This window comes from Burkholderia sp. Cy-637, from assembly GCF_011753175.1.
Taxonomy (GTDB): domain Bacteria; phylum Pseudomonadota; class Gammaproteobacteria; order Burkholderiales; family Burkholderiaceae; genus Burkholderia; species Burkholderia gladioli.
Window position 1 is genome coordinate 45,197 of sequence record NZ_VWWC01000027.1, and the last position, 15,812, is coordinate 61,008.

Below are 15,812 nucleotides of genomic sequence, written 5' to 3' on the forward strand. Positions count from 1 at the left end.
GGATCAGGTATGCAATTCAATACGTCGTTTTCTGGCAGGATCATTCAGGTTACCGAAGCACTGGATTTTGGTGATGCGGTTTCCAACAATGTGATCGCACTCGATGACCTGTTCAAGCGAAGCGGCTTCGAGGCATCGATCCACTCGAAGTGGTTCAGTGAGAAAGTGGCAAATTATCGATCGGATCTCGGCGAGCTCCGGCTGACGGAAAAAGATGTCGTCATCTATCACTTCTATGGCTACGCGGAACATAGTCTGAAGCTCCTGGCCGATCAGTATTGCACGAAGATCCTGGTCTATCACAACGTGACGCCGCACGATTTCTTCGAGAAGGAGTCGAAGCTGTATCGCTTTTGTCGCCAGGGCCGAGAGCAATTGCGGGAGATGCTGGACTGCTTCCATTATTTTTGGGCGGACAGCGAATTCAATCTGAGCGAGTTGCGCGCCCTTGGTGCCGATCCGGATGCCTGTTCCGTAGTACCGATCATCGTTCCTGCCTATGTGGGCGAGGTCAAGCCTGGTGGTCGCGAGGCCGGTGCATGGTTATTCCTGGGCCGTATCGCGCCGAACAAGAACCAGATCGAACTGGTCAAGCTGTTCAAGCGTATGCGAGCCATCAATCCGCTGTATGCGCAGAAGCTCTATATCGCTGGCGGGTATGAGCACGACGAGCCCTACTTCAAGGCCTTGCTCGATGAAATTGAAGCGGGAAACATGCGCGATCTCATACAGTTGACGGGGAAGATTTCCGATCAACAGCGTGATGCATTGTTCTCGAAGGCCTCTCTTTACGTATCCCTGAGCGAGCATGAGGGATTTGGCGTGCCGCTGGTCGAAGCGCCGTTGCGCGGCTTGCCGGTGGTCGCGCTGAATACTACGGCGATTGGAGAGACGATGGGCGGCAAGCCCGGGCTTGCCCATGATCTGCAGGATGTGCAGGATCATATCGCTCGCTTCATGCGAGATGACACGGCTCGGGCCTCGGCACTGGAAGCTCAACGGCTCAACGCGGCGCGTTTCCTGCCAGATGCAGTAGCCCGCCTGATGCTGGCGGCCCTGCGCCCGGTATTGCCCGCGCGCCGGCAATATCGAACCGTGTCGGTGGTGATCTGCACGTATAACCGGCGCGATTATCTCGAGCGTTGCCTAGACTATCTTCGACATCAGACTTGCTCCGATTTCGAGGTGATCGTCGTCAACGGCCCTTCCGACGACGGCACGCAGGATGTGCTGGATCGCCATGCCGGCCGTATCAAGATTGCACAGAATCCCAAACGCAACCTGTCGGTTTCCCGAAATATCGGGATCGAGCTTGCCGATGGCGATGTGATCGCGTTCATCGACGACGATGCGATTCCGTTCGACGACTGGATCGAGAACCTGCTTCGCGAATACAACGGGCGCCCGATGACCACGGCCGGCCTGGGCGGCCCTGCCTACTACGCGGGCTCATTCTGGTTCCAGGCCCAGGACAACGGAATCAACAAGTACGCGAAAGCAAAGGTCAACATCGACAGCGCCGAGATTGGCCGGGACGGCTGGTATCGATATAACACCGGCACCAATGCGACGTTTTCGTCTCGCCACCTGCGCGCTGCGAATGGTTTTGACGAACAGTTCGACTACTACCTCGACGAATCCGAGCTGTGCTTCCGCCTGCAGGCCCAAGGCAAGCTGATTGGATACTCGGACGATGTGATCGTGCGTCACGAGTTTGCGCAGAGCCACAACCGCGAAGGCAAATACAAGTACAACTGGGAAACCATCTGCAAGAACACCGCGTATTTCATCGCAGCCTATTCCGGCCTGAGCAATACGGAGCTGCGTGATTATGTAAGCGACCGCATGCAAGTGGAGCGTATCGAACCGCTGGATGCTGCTGTAAAGGCTGGCGAGCTCGAGGCGGTAGAGCGCGACCAGTACGTGCAGGCGATTCACAAGGGAATCGGTATCGGCCTGAAGGATGCTCTTGCATTTCCGAAGACGCGTCGACTGTCGCCGCCGCCGGAGGCATTCCAGCCATATGCCATCAAAGTGGACTATCCTCGTTGCGACCTTGATGTGAAACGTCTGCATATCTGCATCGTGACACGCGAATTTCCACCTTTCGCTGGAAACGGTGGTGTTGGGACGCTTTACTACCACCTCGCCAGCGAACTGCTGTTGATGGGACATGAAGTATCGATCATTACCCCATCTGGCGAGGACAAGCTGCATCGGCAGGGGCGTTTTTCGATTTACTTCTCGAAGATCCAGCCTGAAGCGTGGGTCAATGGGTTGGATAACGGCTTTACCACCAACCTGCAATGGTCCCTGAGTGCCTTGCATGCCCTGAGCGAATTGCATCGTCAGCGCCCGATCGATGTTGTCGATTCGGCATTGTGGGACAGCGAGTCGCTGGCTTTCTCGCTGGTGCCCGCCGACTCGCGGCCGCCGCTGGTGCTGCGGCTCGTGACGCCGTTCCCGGTAACGTCGCGCATCAATGGATGGTCGGTGCCGGAGCGCGTGACGGAACTGTTCGTCGAGGCGGAGCGGTCCCTATTGCGCCATGCCGACGCGGTGATTCCGATCAGTGAATCGATCGCCGGGACAGTGGAGAAGGAGCATGGAGTGGAGCGCGACGCGCGCTGGGAAATGGCGCATTGCGGCATCGCCTATTGGCCATTTTTCGACGTGAATCTCGGCTATTCGGCGTTTGAAGGCCTGAGAGATCTCACGGACGGCGAACTCGAATCCAGCAAGCTGGTCGTCTTCGTCGGACGTCTGGAGCGCCGCAAGGGTATCGATCTGCTGGTCGATGCCGCCCAGCGCATCCTGGAATCGAATCCGAAGGCTCGATTGCTGATTGCTGGTCGCGACCCGGAGGGCTGGCAGCATCGTGCGGTCGAGATGGTATCGGCTGACGCTCGCAAGCGCCTGCATTTTCTCGGCGAGGTGGCAGATGCGACCCGCGACAAGATCTTGGCGCGTGCTCATTGCCTGGTATTCCCGTCGCGCTATGAATCGTTCGGCTTGGTGCCGCTGGAGGCGTTCGTGCATGGTGTGCCGGTCATCGCATCACGCAGTGGTGCGATTCCGGAGGTGGTTGCAGACGGCAAGTGCGGCTTGCTGTTCGAGCCGGACCGGAGCACGTCTCTCGCGGAAAAAGTGGTGCGGGTCCTGAATGAACCGGGATTGAGGGATCGACTGTCGGTCGGCGCGCGTGCGCAGATTCGCCGATTCAGCAGCCGTAATAGCGCAGCCCAGGCGATCAGGGTCTATGCGGATCTGATCGGCGCATGCGATGAGACACGACCTGCCGAAGTCGCATTCTAGGATCGAGTTGCCGGTCATTTCGGTGTAATGGAGAGTCCGGTTCAGTTGCAGATAACGGATCGTGTAGTTCAACGTGGGGCGGAGCACCATGAAAAAGGCAATCATCACCGGCATCACTGGGCAGGACGGCGCATATCTCGCGCAATTGCTGCTCGAAAAAGGCTATGCCGTGTACGGCACTTATCGCCGGACCAGTTCGGTCAATTTCTGGCGTATTGCCGAAGTCGGTATCGAGCGTCACCCCGACCTGCATCTCGTCGAATACGATCTGACGGATCTTGGCGCCAGCATTCGCCTGTTGCAGACGACAGGGGCCACCGAGGTCTATAACTTGGCTGCTCAGAGCTTCGTCGGCGTGTCGTTCGAGCAGCCTGTCACAACTGCCGAAATCACCGGAATCGGCCCCTTGAACCTGCTTGAGGCGATCCGGATCGTCAATCCTGCCATTCGCTTTTATCAGGCCAGCACCTCCGAGATGTTCGGCCGGGTGCAGGCGATTCCGCAGGTCGAGAGCACGCCGTTCTATCCTCGCAGCCCGTATGGCGTGGCGAAGCTCTATGGCCACTGGATCACGATCAACTATCGAGAAAGCTACGGGATCTTCGGTTGCAGTGGCATCCTGTTCAATCACGAGTCGCCGCTGCGTGGACGCGAATTCGTCACGCGCAAGATCACCGACAGCATGGCCAAGATCCGTCTCGGAAAACTCGACGTGCTCGAGTTGGGCAACCTCGACGCCAAGCGCGACTGGGGTTACGCGAAGGAATACGTGCAAGGCATGTGGCTGATGTTGCAGGCGGAGCGGCCGGATACCTACGTGCTTGCTACCAATCGTACCGAGACAGTGCGCGACTTCGTCACCATGGCAGCACGGGCGGCCGGCATGCGCCTGGAATGGAACGGGGAGGGCGAGAACGAAGTGGGTATCGATGCACACAGCAACAAAACTATCGTGCGCATCAATCCCAAGTTCTACCGCCCGGCCGAGGTCGAACTGTTGATCGGTAACCCCGAGAAGGCTCGCAAGGAACTCGGATGGGAACCGCATACCACACTTGAATCGCTGTGCGAGATGATGGTCCTGGCCGATATCCGGCGCAACGAAGCCGGGTTTTCGTTCTGATCCATGGCAAGGGTACTGATAACGGGCATCGGCGGTTTTACCGGGCGCTATCTCGCACATGAACTGGCGGCCCGTGGGCATGAGGTGCACGGGCTCGCGCGTCGATCGTCGATGCTTGATCAATGGCCGGTTCGCGAAGCCGACCTGCTGGATCGTGCGGGGTTGATGGACGCGCTATCTGAACTGCGTCCCGAGGTGGTAGTTCATCTTGCGGCCATCGCCTTCGTGGCCCACGGTGATATCGACTCGATCTATCGGACCAACGTGGTCGGAACGCGCAACCTGCTCGATGCGCTTGTAGCAACAGGCAGTGGGTCGCAAGCCGTGCTGGTCGCCAGCAGCGCCAATGTATACGGCAATGCCGATTGCGAGTTGATCGACGAGACGGTGGCGCCGCAGCCCGCCAACGACTACGCGATCAGCAAGCTGGCCGCGGAATTTGCTGCCAGGTTGTCGGCCGATCAGCTACCGATAACGATCGTGCGACCGTTTAACTATACCGGGGTGGGGCAGGCGGCGAAGTTCCTGTTGCCGAAGATCGTCGCCAATTTTCGTGAACGGTCAGCGGTGCTCGAACTGGGCAATATCCATGTCGTGCGTGATTTCTCCGACGTCCGGATGGTGGTTCGCGCCTATGCGGAACTGCTTTTCCGAGATTTCTCTGGCCAGACGTTCAACGTTTGCTCGGGCGTAGGTCACACGCTGAAGGACGTGCTCGACATGATGTCGGGCTTGACCGGCCACCATCCCGAGATTCGTATCAATTCCGCCTTCGTGCGTACCAACGAGGTACACAAGCTGGTAGGGGACAATCGCCGCTTGCGAGATGCAATCGGTGAGGTCGACGTCATCGAATTAGAGGACACGCTAGCCTGGATGCTCGAGGACAAACCTTGAAGGTCGCGTTGGCGGTCGACGCGGTGGTGCCACCGCTGACGGGAATCGGGCGTTATGCCTGGGAGTTGGCGCGGCACTTCGTGCAACCCGAGTATGCCTTGTCATCAGTGAAGTTCTACTTCGCCGGCGGCTGGATCGACGACCCCATGGCGTTGCTGGATGGCAACGCGTCCGCCTCCCGGCGTAAATTCCGGCAACTGCCTCGAATCGTTCGTGGGAATCGCCGATTTCGTCGATGGGTGTCCGCACGAGAAAGCCGCGATCATTTATTTCATTCACCGAACTATTTTCTGCCCGAAGACATCGAGTCGGGCGTCATCACGGTCCACGATCTGTCGATTTTTCGATTCCCGGAAACCCATCCCGAGGAGCGTCTGCGTCAGTTCGATCGCAATTTCACGCGCAGCCTGAAGCGCGCACGGCATCTGATCACCGATGCCGAGTCTGTACGGCAGGAGGTGGCGGCCTTCTTCGGATGGCCTCTCGACCGTATCAGCGCGGTGCCGCTCGGCGTCAGCCCGCGGTTCCGGCCGCGAGGCTATGCCGAGCTTGCTTTACAGCTCGATACATACGGGCTGGCGCCTGGTGGCTATTCGCTGTGCGTCTCGACGCTGGAGCCACGGAAACGCCTCGATCGCCTGATCGAGGCCTACGCAGAACTGTCGCCAGCCTTGCGACTCAACTATCCCTTGGTTCTCGTGGGCAGTCGTGGCTGGCTCAACCAGGGCTTGCTCGATCAGATAGAGCGAGCTGAACGACAAGGATGGTTGAAGTATCTTGGCTTCGTTCCCGAAGCCGAGTTGCCGACACTGTACGCGGGAGCACACGCGTTTTTCATGCCATCTCTCTACGAAGGTTTTGGACTTCCCGTGCTCGAGGCGATGGCCAGCGGCGTGCCCGCGCTCACCTCGAATACCTCGTCGTTGCCGGAGGTGGCAGGCGGCGCAGCGTGGCAGGTCGATCCCGATGACCATGAGCAGTTGCGGCAAGGTATCGAGATGGTCCTGTCGGATGAGGACTGGCGTGGGCGGGCAATTGCACGAGGGCTTGAACTTGCGGGGCAAGCCACCTGGCAGCGCTGCGTGATGCGCACCATCGACGTCTATCGCCACCTTGGCGGCTCATGACGCGGTATCGAGACGGGCTATCAGGCCTTTCAACTGGCTCGCGCTGGCCGACCAGGTTAGCGGTTCGATTGCTTCACTGGTGGGAGCGGTGCCCGCGGCAAGGTCGTCCATCCAGCATTTGAGTTGCGACGCGAGCGCAGCGCCGTCCTGGGCTCGAAAGTAGGTCGCATGCTCTCGCGCAATCTCACGGAATACCGGAAGATCTCGCAGCAGGAGAGGCAGCCGGTATCGGGCCGCCTCGATGATCGGAAGACCGAAGCCTTCTCCCTCGGAGGCCAGCACGAGTCCGTTGACGGTGCGATACAACTGTTCCAGTTGCGAATCATCGAGGCTTGCGTGCCACTGCAGGCGCCGGCCGGTTTCCCGATGGGTCTCGATCTTTTCGACAAGCGCCTCGACTGCCCATCCGGCGCGTCCTACGATCACGAGCTGCGCATCCAGGCCGTCGCGCCAGAGTCGTTCGAACGCATCGAGCACGATGGCGTGGCCCTTGCGCGGTTCTATGGTGCCGACCATCAGGATTCGCAATCCGCAGATGCATGCTGCGGATGGTGTAGGCGCTGGAGCGACCGGCAGATCCGCGCCGAGATGAAACCACCATACCGGCAAGGACGAAATACCGATCCGCTGCCGCGTTTGCTCTGCCACCGATGCTGAAATGCAGAACAGGGCATCGGCATGGATGGTGAGCGTCGTCAGCCAGGTGTCGAACGAACGCACGGCACGCCGGGTGAACCATTGGGGATGGAGCGCTGGCAGCATGTCGTAGACGATGAATGCGAAACGGACTCCACTGGCCCGCCAGCATAGGAAATCGCGTTGCCTGCTGGGTGCGATTCGGCTCGCAAGGTCGAGGCCGAGGAAGAGATCGCCCGATGCGACACGAACCGGTTCATCGTCGCAAGCGCCAGCAATACCTGTCATGCGAGCTTGATACTGATTCGCATACGTATAGCTCTGCCTGCGCGTTGCCTTGACAGTGCGCACGACGTATCCCTCGGGCGGTGACGCGAGCAAGGCTCGAACGAGCGAGCGGACGACCCGCTGGATGCCGGTGCCGGCGTCATGGGCGGCGATGATTGACACATCGATCAACAACTGTCGCGGACCAGGCGTCCGTGACGCGGCGACGTCGCGCAATGGCGCGAGCCGTCGCCTTGCCGTTTGAGCGAGGGGGAGACGCCACCAGGTTGCCATATGTTGCAGGCAGGCGAGGATGTAGCGCGTCGAGACTTTCATGACGATAGCCTCGGTGGTCAGGCAAGATTTTCCTGATAGAAATGATACGCGTCGTCGACATGCTCGAAGCCGTGCAGACGACCTTGCACGAGCACGGCGGCCCGGTTGCAATGGGCCCGGATATACCCTGGATCATGACTGACGATGATGAGCGCGCGATCCGCGCGACGTTCGAACAGTTCGAAATGGCATTTCTCGTGAAAGCGGCTGTCGCCGACTGCCACGATCTCGTCGATCAGGAAGCAGTCGAATTCGATCGCCATCGAGATCGCGAAGGCCAGGCGCGCGCGCATCCCCGCGGAATATGACTTGACGGGTTCGCGCAGGTAATAGCCGAGCTCGGAAAATTCCTGAACGAACGGTTCTGCTTGCTTGGCATCTGCGCCATATACGCGGCAGATGAAGCGAAGGTTGTCCATTCCAGTCAGGCTGCCCTGAAAGGCGCCGCCAAACGCAAGAGGCCAGGAGACACTCATACTGCGATGAATCTTGCCGGTGGTCGGCAACTCGGCACCGCTGATCATGCGAATCAGCGTCGATTTGCCGGCACCGTTGCGGCCCAGGATTCCGATCTTCTCGCCGCGCTGCACCTGCAGGTCGACGCCGTTCAGTACCCGACGACGGCCTTGCCGAGTGTGATAGTCCTTGGAAACTCCGGTCAATTCGATCATTCGGGTTCGACTCGCTTGCTGGCATCACGAACCAGATACAGTCCGATGAGCAATAAAATCATATCCGACGTGACCATATAGGCAATGTTGTAGTGGGACTTGACCAGGGCGCCGTAGTAGCCGCTGCGGAGCATTTCGGTGCCATGGACCATCGGTAGCAGTAACACCACCTGCTGGTATTTTTGCGGAAGCCATTCGACCATGAAGACCGCACCGGACAAGGGGAAAAGCAAGTATGCGATGGTGTGCCAGATACGCTCCACAGCTTCGCTTCGTTCACTCAGGGCACCGATGATCAGGCCGAGAGAGCATCCAAATGTTGCCAGATGCAGCCAGGCGCCCAATACCAAGGTGATATCGGAAGGCGGCGCCATCATGCCCATCGATACGAAGAAGATGGTCAGGAACGCAAATGACATGGTCGTACCACCGACCTCAAGCAGCAGGCGCGCAAAAAACAGATCGATGACACGAACGTTGCGGTGATACAGCAGGGCCTGGTTCGGCATGATGGCCAGTGCACACCGGTTGGCGCAGTTGCGCCACAGTAGCACCGACGAGTAACCGGTTACCGCGAACGACGTAATGGACAAGGAAGAACCGTGGGTGGCCTTGATCGCGGTCCAGAGCGCAAGCACGCCGAGCGTGAACATCATCGGCTCGAAGAAAATCCATAGGAAGCCGATGTTGTGCCGCCCGTATCGGGTGATGATCTCGCGCATCAGCAGGGCACCGACCACCCGGCGCTGGATATTGAGCGAACGGGGAAAGGGGGTATCGTGATGCGCCATGGATGACCTTCAGTCGTTGTGCTCGCGCACACCGGCGATCAGGAGCGTCAGGATGCCCCATGCGATCATGCCAAGCGCGAAGACTTCGAAAATGCCCTTTAGTCGCTTGGGTTCAATCGCGATATCCGGCGTATTGGGTTCGATCAGTCGTTCGAGATACAGTTGTTTGCGTTGGGCTTCGGCACGCGCGTTTTCCAGGGCGCCCATGGCCGAAGCTAGTTGCTTATCGGCGAACTGCGAATCGAGTTGCATGCGTGCGTAGACGGCGGCCTTGTCGGCCAGCGAATTTTTGCCGCCCGCCACGCCCGTGGTAGCGGCTTCGATCTGTTGTTGCAGATTCGCTATGCTGGTCTTGAGCACGGCGATCTGCGGGTTCTTCGGTGCGATAGCCTCGAGCTGGGCAAGCTGCGTCTGGGCTGCCAGCATCTGCGTCTGCAGGGTCGTGGCCTGCTGCAACTGCAGGGCTGACTGTTTGTCCGGATCAAATACCGTGTAAGTCTTCCGGTAGCGAGCGAGGGCGGCAGCAGCATCCTTGGCACGCGCTGTCGCGAGGTCCACTTCGTGCTCGGCGAACGCGACCGTATCGGTTGCCGCCCGCCGGTTCATGCGATTGACGAGTCGCTCGCTCATTTCGAGTAGACGCTCGTTGATTGTCGCGGCATCCTTGGCGGTGAAGGCGCGGACCTGCAGCTTCGTGATCGCCGAGGTGGAGTCGAAATCCACCGAGGCAATGCGTTTTCCGTAGTACTCCCACAGATCTTCGAAACTGTTATCACCCCAGCCACCAAAGCGACTGATCAGGTCGCCGTGATCGGAGTATTCGCGGACGATGTAGTTCCTGGCGTTCAACTCCCGGAGTGCATCACGCGATTGAATGTAGTCGATGACAGGATAGGTGTCGTCCTGCGCGCGAGCAAACCCCGTGCCTTGTAGCAGCGCGCCGACGATGTTCGTCTGGGTCTGCTTTTGCGGACTCCGTACTACGAAACGGGATTCGGATACATACACATCCGATGCAATCAAGCCATAGTAGAGAATCGCAGCGGTTGTCGGTATAGCTACCGTCAACAGAAAGACGCGATTGATTTTCTTGAGTCGCTGGACCAGGCCCTGCTTCGGGGTGGTCGAGGGGATGTCACGATCGGTTGCGTTTTCCAACTTTTTCCCGTCAGACTCTATGCCTATTGGGCCCGCACCTGGCAGAAGCGAGGGCATGGACCCTGGATGGATGTAGGTCGAGCAATGCGCCACGTGAGCGAAGTGCTCCAATCGAACCCACTTGGGATGACCAGCATACGTTCCGCGCAGATGCTGGCATGCTGGTTGAGCGAACTCGGCATCGGCGGGCCGTCGTCTACCCGTGAGTGCGGCAGATTATAGCCAGTCGATATGGGTTGCGCCAACTTCGCTGCGGACCGTTTGCACTGCCGACGTTGCTCGATGAACTTTTTGCGTCAAGCTGTTTTTCTTCTTTTCGTAATGTTATATTGCAGCGACAATTCGGGCGGGAACGGGTGGTCGATCTTGAGCGCGACGCGTCCTCGAAGCCGGTGTATAAAATCTCTGTCAGACATCTGGCTTGCTTTGCCCACTACGCGTGCTCCATGCCTCGCTCATTCCTAGTGCTGCAAGGCACGGCATCGCAGTTTTTCAGTCATCTTTCCGACGTGCTGGAGTGCCATGGGCATACGGTGCATCGCGTCAATTTCTGCGGTGGCGATCTGTTCTATGGTCGGCGCCCCGGTGTATCCAACTACGTGGGCGGCCTGTTGGAGCTGTCCGCTTGGTACGCCAGTTTTATCGAGCGCGAAAACATCACCGACGTCCTGATGTTCGGCGACTGCCGCGATGTCCATCGCCCCCTGCATCCGATCGCCGAGCAATATGGCCTGCGCGTGCACGTGTTCGAGGAGGGCTATGTCCGCCCGCACTGGATCACGCTCGAGTCGCACGGCGTCAACGGCCGCTCGCGCATGCCGCGGGATCCCGCCGAATACCTGCGCCTGCGTGAGCTCACCCCGGCTGCCGAACCCGGCGAGCCGACTGGCTACAACCTCTACGAACGCGTCTTCCACGACATCAGCTATCGCGTCGCCAACGCGCTGCTGGCCTGGCGTTTTCCCCGCTATCGCAGCCACCGGCCGCGCAACGGCTTCGTCGAATACGGCGGCCTGGCGTTTCGCGCGCTGCTGCAAGGGCGCCATCGCCGGCATGCCGAACGCGTCACGCGCGAACTGTTCGATGCCGGCCGCCCCTATTACCTGTTTCCGCTGCAGCTGAATTCCGATGCGCAGATCGTCGTGCATTCCCCGTTCGAGGGCGTGCGCGATGCGATCGACTACGTGGTGCGCTCGTTCGCCCGGCACGCTCCCCCGGACGCCATGCTGCTGATCAAGAACCATCCGCTCGACACCGGCATGATCGAGTATCGCCGCTTCGCGCTGTCGATCGCGCGCGAGGCCGGCATCGGCGAGCGGATTCGCTTCATCAACTCGGGACACCTGCCGACCCTGCTCGAGCGCTCGCGCGGCGTGGTGGTGGTCAACAGCACGGTCGGCCTGTCGGCGCTGCACCACGAGCGCCCCCTGATCGCGCTCGGCGCGGCGATCTACAATATGCCGGGGCTGACCTGGCAGGGCAGGCTCGATGACTTCTGGCATCAAGGCGAATTGCCCGACATGATCCTCTATCACGCATTCCTCGACTACGTGATGCACCACACGCAGATCAACGGCGATTTCTACACGCGCACCGGCATCGAGATGGCGGTGCGCGGGGCGGTCGACCGCCTGGATCGCGCGGATGCGTAACCCGGCCCCGGCTCATGTCGTCATCACCGGCGCCAGCGCCGGCCTGGGCCTCGCGCTCGCGCTGGCCCACGCCGCGCCGGGCGTGGTGCTGGGCCTGGTCGGACGCGACCCGCAGCGTATCGATGCGGCCGCAACGGCCTGCCGCGCGCGCGGCGCGACGGTCGAGACCGGCATCGTCGACGTGCGCGACGCGGCGGCGATCGGCGCCTGGCTCGATGCCTTCGATGCGCGCTACCCCATCACACTGCTGGTTGCCAATGCAGGCATTGCCAGCACGATTGCCTCCGCCGACGATTGGGAGGATGCCGAACGTACCCGCGCCGTGATCGACACCAATCTCTACGGCATGCTGAATACCGTGCTGCCGGTGATCGAGCGCATGCGCGCGCGCCGTCGCGGCCGGATCGCGGTGGTGGCCTCGATCGCCGCCTTGCGCGGCATGGCTATCTCGCCCGCCTATTGCGCCAGCAAGTCGGCGATCAAGGCCTGGGCCGACTCCGTGCGGCCCCTGCTCAAGCGCGATGACCTGGCCGTGACGGTGATCCTGCCGGGTTTCGTGAAGACCGCGATGAGCGACGTGTTCCCCGGCGACAAGCCCTTCCTCTGGAGCGCCGAGCGCGCGGCCGCGCACATCCGGCGCAAGCTCGAGGCGGGCCGCAGCGAGATCGCCTTCCCGGCCCTGCTCGCGTTCGGCATGCGCCTGCTGCCGCTGCTGCCCGTCGCGCTCGCGGACGCGATCCTCGACCGCCTGTCCTACCTGCCCGCGAAGGACCGCGCCAATTGAGCGCGTCGCTTGCCCTCATCCTGACCATGGTGCCGGCCATCGCGCTGTCGTTCGCGCTCGACGCGATCGCCGTGCCGCGCGCGCCGCTGGCGCGGCCGTTGCTGTCGTCAATGCTTCACATTCTTTCGGTAGGCTTCCTCGCCGGTCTGGCGTTCGCGCTGACGTCGCGGCCGATCTTCTCGGCCTGCGCGGCGCTGGCGCTGGTCGGGCTGGTGGCGGCCGTGAGCAATGCGAAATACGAGTCCTTGCGCGAGCCGTTCGTCTTCACGGACCTGAGCCTGTTCAGCCAGTTGTTTGCCCATCCGCGGCTCTATCTGCCCTTCCTGAGCGCCGGCAAGGTCGTCGCGATCGGCGCGGGCATCGTGCTCGTGATCGCGGGCTTCGTCGCCGAGCGGCCCCTGCCGCCTGCCGCCGCCGCGCCGTCCTGGCTGGCGGTGGCGCTGTCGTTCGCGCTCGCGGTGGCGATCGCCGCGCGCCTGCCGCTCACGCTGGAGCCCTCGATCGACCAGCGTCGCCACGGCTTTTTCGCGGTATTCGTCGCCTACCTGCTCAATGGCCTGCGTCCGGCCACCTTCCGGCGCTTTCGCGAATGCCTGGCCGCCTCGCCGTTCGCGACCGGCGAACCGGTCCTGTGCCCCGACGTGGTGCTGATCCAGAGCGAGTCGTTCTTCGATGCGCGCCGGCTCGGCGCGGCGATCGAGCCCGGCCTGTTGCGCTGTTTCGACCAGGCGCGCAGCGAAGCCGCCTGGCATGGCGAGATGACGGTGCCGGCCTGGGGGGCGAACACCATGCGCACCGAGTTCGCGGTGTTGACGGGCACCGCTTCCCGGTCGCTCGGCTACGCGCGTTTTTACCCTTACGCCTTCGTCAGGCGGCCGCTCGCCTCGCTGGCCGCCTGGTTCGGCCGTGGCGGTTACGAGACAGTCGCGATCCATCCCTATTACGCCGATTTCTTCGGACGAAACCGGGTATTTCCCTTGCTCGGTTTCGAGCGTTTCCTCGATATCGGTCATTTCGCCTCGGCATCGCGCGCCGGCCCTTACGTGGCGGATGCGGCGGTCGGCGAGGCGATCGTTGCGGAATTGGAGACGGCGGGGCCGGACCGACCGCGTTTCGTGTTCGCCATGACGATGGAAAACCACGGTCCCCTGCATCTCGAAACAGTGCAGCCGGGCGAGGCGGCTTCGCGGCATACTCTCGGCGACGATGCCCAATGGCGGGACCTGACCGCGTATTTGCGACATATTGAAAATGCAGATGCAATGCTCGGGCGCCTGCTGGATCATTTGCGTTCGAGCGACAGGCGGACCGTGGTCTGTTTCTACGGTGATCATGTTCCGGCCCTGTCGCGTATTTTCGACGGGCTGGACGTGAGTCCGGAGCGCAGCGATTATTTCATCTGGCGGAATTTCGGGGTCGATAAACCCGAACGTCGGGACTTGCAGGCCGAGATGCTGGGGGGCCTGCTGCTGCAAGCGACACAGCAGGGTGGTGGAAGTCGCATGGACCAGTCGCGGGCACCAGAGAAAACGACATAAAGATGAACGGACAGATTGCAATTGTTGGGATCGCATGCCGCTTTCCCGGGGGCGTCAATAATCCGGAAGCACTCTGGCGCCTGCTGCGCGACGAGCGCGATGCCGTCACGCAGATTCCGGCCGGGCGCTTCGGCACGGAGTTCCACCAGCATCCCTCCAAGCGCGAGCCCGGCAAGAGCTACACGTTCGCGGCCGGCGTGCTGGACGACATCGCGGGATTCGATGCGGCATTTTTCGGCATCTCGCCGCGCGAGGCGGCGCAGATGGATCCCCAGCAGCGCCTGCTGCTCGAACTCGCCTGGGAGGCGTTCGAGGATGCCGGCCTGCGTCCGCTCGACATGCGCGGCCGTGATTGCGGCGTGTTCGTCGGCGTGGCGAGTCCCGACTACGGCAATCGCAGCATGGACGACCTGAATTCGGTCGATCCATACTCGGCCACCGGCAATACCCTCAGCATCGCCTCCAACCGCGTGTCCTACCTGTTCGACCTGCGCGGCCCGAGCCTGTCGGTCGACACGGCCTGCTCGTCCTCGCTGGTCGCGCTGCACCAGGCGGTGCAGGCGCTGCGCTCGGGTGAAACCGACATGGCGCTGGCCGGCGGCGTGAACCTGCTGATGCACCCGTTCGGCTTCGTCAGCTTCTCGAAGGCCTCGATGCTCTCGCCGCGCGGCCGCTGCCGCGCCTTCGACGCCAGCGGCGACGGCTACGTGCGCGCCGAGGGCGGCGCCTTCGTGCTGCTCAAGCCGCTCGAGCGCGCGCTGGCGGACGGCGACACGATCCACGCCGTGATCGCCGGCTCGGGCGTCAATTCCGACGGCTATACGCAAGGCGGCATCAGCGTGCCGGGCGCGGCCACCCAGGCCGAGCTGCTGCGCAGCGTCTATGCGCGCGCTGGCGTCGATCCGCGGGCGGTGTCCTATCTCGAGGCGCACGGCACCGGCACGGCGGTGGGCGACCCGATCGAGGCGCGCGCGCTGATCGAGGTGATGTCGGCCGGACGTCCTGCCGACAAGCCGCTCCTGATCGGCTCGATCAAGACCAATATCGGCCACCTGGAAACCGCCTCGGGCATGGCCGGGCTGCTGAAGGCCGTGCTGTGCCTGAAGCACCGCGCGGTGCCGCGCTCGCTGCACTTCCAGACGCCCAACCCCGCCATCGATTTCGTGGGCGGCCGGCTGCGCGTGGTCGAGCGCTACACCGCGCTCGACGGCGAGCATGGCGAGCACGAGGAGCACGAGGAGCACGAGGAGCACGAGGAGCACGACGAGGCGCCGCTCACGGTCGGCATCAACTCCTTCGGTTTCGGCGGCACCAATGCCCACGTGGTGCTGAGCTCGGCGCCCGCCGGGGCGGATACGCCGCGGGCCGAGGCCGTCACGGCGGCGCCGGCTGCGCGCCTGTCGCCGCTGGTGCTGACGGTGCGCTCGCCTCGGGCCTTCGGCGCGCTGGCCGAGCGCTACCTGGCCGTGCTCGAGGGTGGCGCCGACTGGCAGTCGGTCGCGGCCACCGCCGCGCGG

12 protein-coding genes are annotated in these 15,812 nt (G+C 61.8%); 8 read left to right on the top strand and 4 right to left on the bottom strand.

From position 1 onward, the window contains the following. Nucleotides 1-9 precede the first annotated feature (9 nt). From F3J10_RS10745 to F3J10_RS10760, 4 genes are all read left to right on the top strand, one after another. On the top strand, nt 10-3,315 hold the full coding sequence (locus F3J10_RS10745; RefSeq protein WP_167242038.1) for a glycosyltransferase: 3,306 nt from the start codon (nt 10-12) through the stop codon (nt 3,313-3,315). A gap of 88 nt (nt 3,316-3,403) precedes the next feature. Continuing rightward, complete coding sequence (gmd, locus tag F3J10_RS10750) at nt 3,404-4,438, top strand: GDP-mannose 4,6-dehydratase (RefSeq protein ID WP_167242039.1); 1,035 nt, start codon at nt 3,404-3,406, stop codon at nt 4,436-4,438. Between the two features lie 3 nt (nt 4,439-4,441). After that, entirely contained in the window at nt 4,442-5,335 is an 894-nt protein-coding gene (locus tag F3J10_RS10755) for a GDP-mannose 4,6-dehydratase (protein ID WP_167242040.1), read from the top strand. Continuing rightward, on the top strand, nt 5,332-6,462 hold the full coding sequence (locus F3J10_RS10760) for a glycosyltransferase family 1 protein (protein WP_167242041.1): 1,131 nt from the start codon (nt 5,332-5,334) through the stop codon (nt 6,460-6,462). Before F3J10_RS10755 ends, F3J10_RS10760 begins: the two co-directional genes overlap by 4 nt. Here F3J10_RS10760 and F3J10_RS10765 read toward each other — a convergent pair. The 4 genes from F3J10_RS10765 to F3J10_RS10780 are packed head-to-tail and all read right to left on the bottom strand — an operon-like array spanning nt 6,457 to nt 10,321. Beyond that, complete coding sequence (locus F3J10_RS10765; RefSeq protein WP_167242042.1) at nt 6,457-7,701, bottom strand: glycosyltransferase family 1 protein; 1,245 nt, start codon at nt 7,699-7,701, stop codon at nt 6,457-6,459. The genes F3J10_RS10760 and F3J10_RS10765 overlap by 6 nt on opposite strands. Nucleotides 7,702-7,718: 17 nt before the next feature. After that, a complete protein-coding gene (locus tag F3J10_RS10770) occupies nt 7,719-8,372 on the bottom strand; it encodes an ABC transporter ATP-binding protein (RefSeq protein ID WP_167242043.1) in 654 nt (217 codons plus the stop codon). After that, a complete protein-coding gene (locus F3J10_RS10775) occupies nt 8,369-9,163 on the bottom strand; it encodes an ABC transporter permease (RefSeq protein WP_167242044.1) in 795 nt (264 codons plus the stop codon). Before F3J10_RS10775 ends, F3J10_RS10770 begins: the two co-directional genes overlap by 4 nt. A 9-nt stretch (nt 9,164-9,172) precedes the next feature. Next, nucleotides 9,173-10,321 (bottom strand): hypothetical protein, encoded by a 1,149-nt coding sequence (locus tag F3J10_RS10780; RefSeq protein WP_167242045.1) that lies wholly within the window; start codon nt 10,319-10,321, stop codon nt 9,173-9,175. Nucleotides 10,322-10,767: 446 nt separating this feature from the next. On the opposite strand from F3J10_RS10780, the gene F3J10_RS10785 reads away from it, so the two are divergent. From F3J10_RS10785 to F3J10_RS10800, 4 genes are all read left to right on the top strand, one after another. After that, a complete protein-coding gene (locus F3J10_RS10785; protein ID WP_205200251.1) occupies nt 10,768-11,973 on the top strand; it encodes a capsular biosynthesis protein in 1,206 nt (401 codons plus the stop codon). Next, nucleotides 11,966-12,757, top strand: a complete 792-nt coding sequence (locus F3J10_RS10790) for an SDR family NAD(P)-dependent oxidoreductase (protein WP_167242046.1) — start codon at nt 11,966-11,968, stop codon at nt 12,755-12,757. Before F3J10_RS10785 ends, F3J10_RS10790 begins: the two co-directional genes overlap by 8 nt. Further along, entirely contained in the window at nt 12,754-14,295 is a 1,542-nt protein-coding gene (locus F3J10_RS10795) for an LTA synthase family protein (protein WP_205200245.1), read from the top strand. The genes F3J10_RS10790 and F3J10_RS10795 overlap by 4 nt, the downstream gene beginning before the upstream one ends. Nucleotides 14,296-14,297: 2 nt before the next feature. After that, nucleotides 14,298-15,812 (top strand): polyketide synthase (locus F3J10_RS10800; protein ID WP_167242047.1); only part of this gene is annotated, 1,515 nt, incomplete at its 3' end.

Coding starts and splice junctions, on each gene's coding strand:
- F3J10_RS10745 (WP_167242038.1), top strand. CDS start 10: ATGCAATTCAATACGTCGTTTTCTGGCAGGATCATTCAGGTTACCGAA.
- gmd (WP_167242039.1), top strand. CDS start 3,404: ATGAAAAAGGCAATCATCACCGGCATCACTGGGCAGGACGGCGCATAT.
- F3J10_RS10755 (WP_167242040.1), top strand. CDS start 4,442: ATGGCAAGGGTACTGATAACGGGCATCGGCGGTTTTACCGGGCGCTAT.
- F3J10_RS10765 (WP_167242042.1), bottom strand. CDS start 7,701: ATGAAAGTCTCGACGCGCTACATCCTCGCCTGCCTGCAACATATGGCA.
- F3J10_RS10770 (WP_167242043.1), bottom strand. CDS start 8,372: ATGATCGAATTGACCGGAGTTTCCAAGGACTATCACACTCGGCAAGGC.
- F3J10_RS10775 (WP_167242044.1), bottom strand. CDS start 9,163: ATGGCGCATCACGATACCCCCTTTCCCCGTTCGCTCAATATCCAGCGC.
- F3J10_RS10785 (WP_205200251.1), top strand. CDS start 10,768: ATGCCTCGCTCATTCCTAGTGCTGCAAGGCACGGCATCGCAGTTTTTC.
- F3J10_RS10790 (WP_167242046.1), top strand. CDS start 11,966: ATGCGTAACCCGGCCCCGGCTCATGTCGTCATCACCGGCGCCAGCGCC.